This is a genomic window from Anaerotruncus sp. 1XD42-93 (assembly GCF_009917605.1).
In the GTDB taxonomy this organism is placed as follows: Bacteria; Bacillota; Clostridia; order Oscillospirales; family Ruminococcaceae; genus Anaerotruncus.
The window spans coordinates 1-2,560 of sequence record NZ_QZEG01000137.1 but is presented as its reverse complement, the minus strand read 5'-3'; the positions used below and the strand labels follow the sequence as shown (position 1 = coordinate 2,560).

Below are 2,560 nucleotides of genomic sequence, written 5' to 3'. Positions count from 1 at the left end.
TCGCCGAAGATAAGACCAGAAGTGTGCTTAATACCGCACAAATTGATTTTTTCCATATCTTTTTTTGCATAGCAAAATACTCCTTGTTAAGTAAGCTCTTTGATATTATTGTCCCTAAATATTGTTAACGGGTACATTTCAAAAACTCCATCTTCACCTTGCGGTATTTATCCTAATCTTTTATTTTCTGCTCCTTCTGATTAGAGTCGGCCTCCAGCTTTTTGATAATAACAAAATATCTTCCCCATCGTTGGAAATCTGCTGATAAGACGCATTCATGATACAATCATAATCTTGGGCCGGCAGGGATACGCTATAGAGCACACGAAAATGTTCCGTCTCATAAACTGTTAGATGCATATTTTCTGCATCTGCCTGACCCGTCAGCGCAAACTTCTCATTGGGGCTTAACCGGATCGTCATTTTTTGTGTCGGGGTCAATGGAGCATCCAGTGGATATTTTTTTATCTCTTGGCCTTCCAAGTACAGAAAGAACAGGCTGTCAGGTGCTGTGCTTCCAACCGCCGGACGGATTAAAAATTTTGTTTCGTTCACCGAAGTAACGTTATATTCACCAGATGCCAACTGTGATAGTATTCCTGTCTGACCGTTGAAAGCAAACAGCCCAGATTCCCCCGAATCTTCCAATGCAGACAAAACAATGTGATCTTCTTCCAAAAAGTCAATCCCAACACAGAAAAAAGGCAGGCTTTTTTCATGCACCAGTGTTTCGCTGGGAAAGTCAAAAACCATCAACCGCTTTTTCTCCTTGTCCGCATAAGCAATCCGATTGCCAGAAGGGGAAATACTTTCTGGGACTACGTTGGAAAAACTCGGAAGTTCAAATTTTCTGCCTTTCCAGGTCGCATTTCCCTGATCGTCAACCGAAACCATGCGATCTCCTCGAGGGTCGTTGGAAGCGTGTTCTCCGGGTTTTACCAAAAGATTGCTCCGAACCGTTTCTGTATCCAGATCGTATACGATACTGTTGCTTGTTTCATCACGAACAGACAGAAACCAGACAGAATCATCCGATAATTGCAGAGCCGGGGAGATGCTGTTCTCATCCAAACATTCGGAAAAATCAATAACCTTTACCGATTCGATAGGGGAAACATCTGAAACCTGTGCTGTCTGCATACAACCTGCTAAAAACAGAGCCATTGAAAAGGTGAAAATAATATAATGAAAATCACGCTTCAAAAATATCACTCCTTAGTGGTAGAGGGAATCCGTAACATTACAGATTCCCTTTATGGTACGCTTACCTATTTAGAATTTGTTTTTCAATTTCCGGAGTAATATTAAAATATTGTTTAAAACTTTGTACTGTTTGAACACTACGCGTAACACTAGTCATAGACACCCATTCTTCAAAAGCCGCTTGCCCGACATAGTCAATGAACGCCACATCCATAACATAATCTGGATTCAAAGTTTGGCAGTCCGAAATGGTTCTACTAGATTTTGAATATTTCCACTCTACATTTGGATAGAAAAGCTTCGGATCGACATGCTTGCTAACAGAATTAGCTCCCCACCAAGTTCCATCTTTAGAAACATCGAAATGCAAGTGAGGACCTGTTGAATTTCCTGTATTTCCAGTTTTGCCAATAGTATCTCCTTTGCTTAAAGAGTCTCCTGTTGCAATATTAGTTTTGTTATTTTTAATCGGGCGAGATTGGAAGTGCTGATATGTTACAATAAGCTTATTTTTTGTTCCCGGATCTGAAGTATTTGTTTTCAGCGCCAATCCATACCCAACTGTATCGCTAGGATACGGTTTTCCACTATCATTAAATTTTACAAAAGCAAGTTCTACTATACCGTCAGCCACACAATACGCAGTTGTTCCTTCACCAACAGGGATATCTATCCCCATATGAGTTCCACCAAAGTCTTGCGATATTGTTTTATTTGCGGTTGTCGTTGAATTTGATAAGAAATAGCGCCAACTAGTTCCAGCATAAGCACTGGCTCGCGATACAGCGAATGCATTACAAGTTAATGTGAACATCGATACAGTTGCCATGGCAACTGCCATCCATTTTTTCATCTAAAATCCTTCCTTATAAAATTTTGTGATATTCTTGTGAAAATTTTGTAAATACGGATTACAAATCCAGTATAGTTCTACATACAAGATTTGTCAATCGGTTTTATAAAAATCACAAAGCGGAAGCCCCCGCCTTTCGGCGGGGGCTTCCTGAACCCTATGTAAAACAAAAAAATTGGGGGAAAATGGTTTTCGATTGCGGAATTTTTGTATCTAAGTCAAATCCGGAATCAGGGCCGTAGCGACCATACGGCAGATCACGGAAAACCAAATCGGGAGTTCCAGCCCCTCCCCTCTATATCCGATCGTCTCGGTTTTTCCGCCGGTGACAAGATTTACAATATACTCGAACCTTTCCGGAATTCCATGCTCATTTTCGGTATCGCCGGTTTCCTCCAGATAGCGGGTCCACTCCGGATTGGTAAGATAGACGCCAATTTTGAGGTTGGAAATGGGATAAAATCTTTCAAGCGCGCTGTCCGTAAAAACGGGTTCGAGCTGGCG

Annotated in this window: 3 protein-coding genes; all 3 read right to left on the bottom strand. The window is 41.3% G+C overall.

The features are described 5' to 3' along the window. Window positions 1–180: 180 nt before the first annotated feature. The gene (locus D5269_RS17390; protein ID WP_120487323.1) at window positions 181–1,203 is read right to left on the bottom strand and encodes a hypothetical protein; all 1,023 of its coding nucleotides are present in this window, start codon (window positions 1,201–1,203) and stop codon (window positions 181–183) included. Between the two features lie 61 nt (window positions 1,204–1,264). Then, window positions 1,265–2,056 carry a M23 family metallopeptidase gene (locus tag D5269_RS17385; RefSeq protein ID WP_016315773.1) on the bottom strand — a complete coding sequence of 264 codons (792 nt, stop codon included), beginning with the start codon at window positions 2,054–2,056 and terminating at the stop codon, window positions 1,265–1,267. 213 nt (window positions 2,057–2,269) lie between these two features. Beyond that, window positions 2,270–2,560, bottom strand: a 291-nt coding sequence (locus D5269_RS17380; protein WP_158605075.1) for a hypothetical protein, incomplete at its 5' end; no start/stop codon positions are given.